Raw genomic sequence first — 1,904 nt, 5'->3', positions numbered from 1 at the left:
CCGCCCGGTCGCACGCCCGGGCGTCGGGGCGCAGCATGGAAGGCGGAAAGTCGTGCCGATCGGCCCGGGCCCGGTCAGCGGGCGTGTCCCGCGCAGGGGCGTACGGGTGAGGAGGCCGGTGATGGCTGATGCGCAGTCCTTCCCGGCCCGTTCGGGGGCGAGTGACCCGTCGCTGGTGGCGGGCGGCCTGCTGGACGTGCTGGGGGTGGCCGCGGTCGTCCTCGACGACGAGGGCCGTATCCGGCTGTGGAGCCCGCAGGCAAAGCGGGTGTACGGATACACCGCCGAGGAGGCACTCGGACAGTTCGCCGCGAAGCTGCTGGTCTCCGAGGAGCACCGCCATGTGGTGCTGGAGCTCTTCACCCAGGTGATGTCCGGCGAGGGCACCTGGGCGGGTGTCTTCCCCATACGGCACAAGGACGGCAGTACGCAGCTCGTGGAGTTCCGCAACGTACGCCTGGAAGCCGACAGCGGCCGGATGTTCGCGCTCGGCCTGGCCTCCGAGCAGGCGACCCTGCGGCGGGTGGAACGCGATCTCGCGCTCTCCCTGCGCCTGGTGGACCAGTCACCCATCGGCCTCGCGGTCCTCAACACCGAGCTGCGGTACGTCCTGGTGAACCCCGCCCTCGAACGCATCAACGGTGTCTCGGCCGAGGAGCACCTCGGGCGCCGGATCGTCGACGTCCTGCCGTTCCTGGACGGGGCCGCGGTGGAGGATCGGATGCGGGAGGTGATGGCGTCGGGGCGGCCGGTACTGGACGAGTTCACCACCGGGCGCACCCCCGCCGACCCCGAGCGCGACCACGCCTGGCTGGTGTCGGTGTACCGGCTCGACGACCAGGCCGGGCATGTGCTGGGCGCCGCGGTGTCCGTGGTCGACGTGACCGAGCAGCACGAGGCCGCCGTCTCCGCCGCCCAGGCCCGGCGCCGCCTCTCGCTGATCGCGGACGCGTCGGTACGGATCGGCACCACCCTCGACCTGGAGGTGACGGCCCGCGAGCTGGCCGACGTCGCCGTCCCGGAGGTCGCCGACATCGCGGCCGTGGACGTGCTCGACACCGTCCTGGCCGGCCCCCGGCCCGGGGAGGCGGACAACGGGGCCGTGCGGTTCCGCGCGCTGGCGCTCAACGCTGCCTACCCGACCGAGGCCACCGCCGCCGCCGACCCGGTCGGCGACGTCGCCCTGTACGGCCCCACCCGGCTGGTCACGCAGTGCGCCCGCACCGGCCGCCCGGTCCTCGTCCCGAAGGTGCGCCCCCAGGACCTGCCCCGCATCGCGCGCGACGCGGACGCCGTGCACCTCCTCGCCGCCGCCGGAGTCCACTCCTACCTGGCCGTCCCCCTCATCGCCCGCGGCCAGGTCCTGGGCGCCCTCGACCTCAAGCGGGCCCGCAACCCCGCCCCCTTCAGCAAGGACGACGTCCTGCTCGCCACCGAACTCGCCGCCCGCGCGGCCGTGTCCATCGACAACGCCCGCTGGTACCAGCGCCAGCGCGAGACGGCGCTCATGCTCCAGCGCCATCTGCTGCCCCAGCGCCCCGCCGCCCCCAGTGGGCTGGACATCGCCTACCGCTACCAGCCGGCCGCCGCCGACGACGAGACCGGCGGCGACTGGTTCGACGTCATCGCCCTCAGCGGCGACCGTACGGCGCTGGTCGTCGGCGATGTGATGGGAAGCGGCATCAACGCCGCCGCCACCATGGGCCAACTGCGCGCCACCGCCCGCGCCCTGGCCCGGCTCGACCTGGACCCGGCCACCGTACTGACCCATCTGGACGCCGCCACCGCCGATCTGGGGGACGCCACGGCGACCTGTGTGTACGCCCTCTACGACCCGCACACCCATCTGTGCCACATCGCCGTCGCCGGACACCCGCCCCCGGTGCACCTGCGGCCCGGCCGCC

At 74.0% G+C, this 1,904-nt stretch carries 1 protein-coding gene; it reads left to right on the top strand.

Annotated features, from left to right (window positions below; all coding sequences use genetic code 11):
- Window positions 1–121: 121 nt before the first annotated feature.
- Window positions 122–1,904 (top strand): PAS domain-containing protein (locus ACJA3G_RS36035; RefSeq protein WP_406557243.1); only part of this gene is annotated, 1,783 nt, incomplete at its 3' end.

Origin of the sequence: Streptomyces sp. YS-3 (genome assembly GCF_045257485.1) — a bacterium.
Classification (GTDB): Bacteria; Actinomycetota; Actinomycetes; order Streptomycetales; family Streptomycetaceae; genus Streptomyces.
The sequence above is the reverse complement of the archived record's forward strand: the minus strand, read 5'-3'. Positions and strand labels throughout refer to the sequence as shown.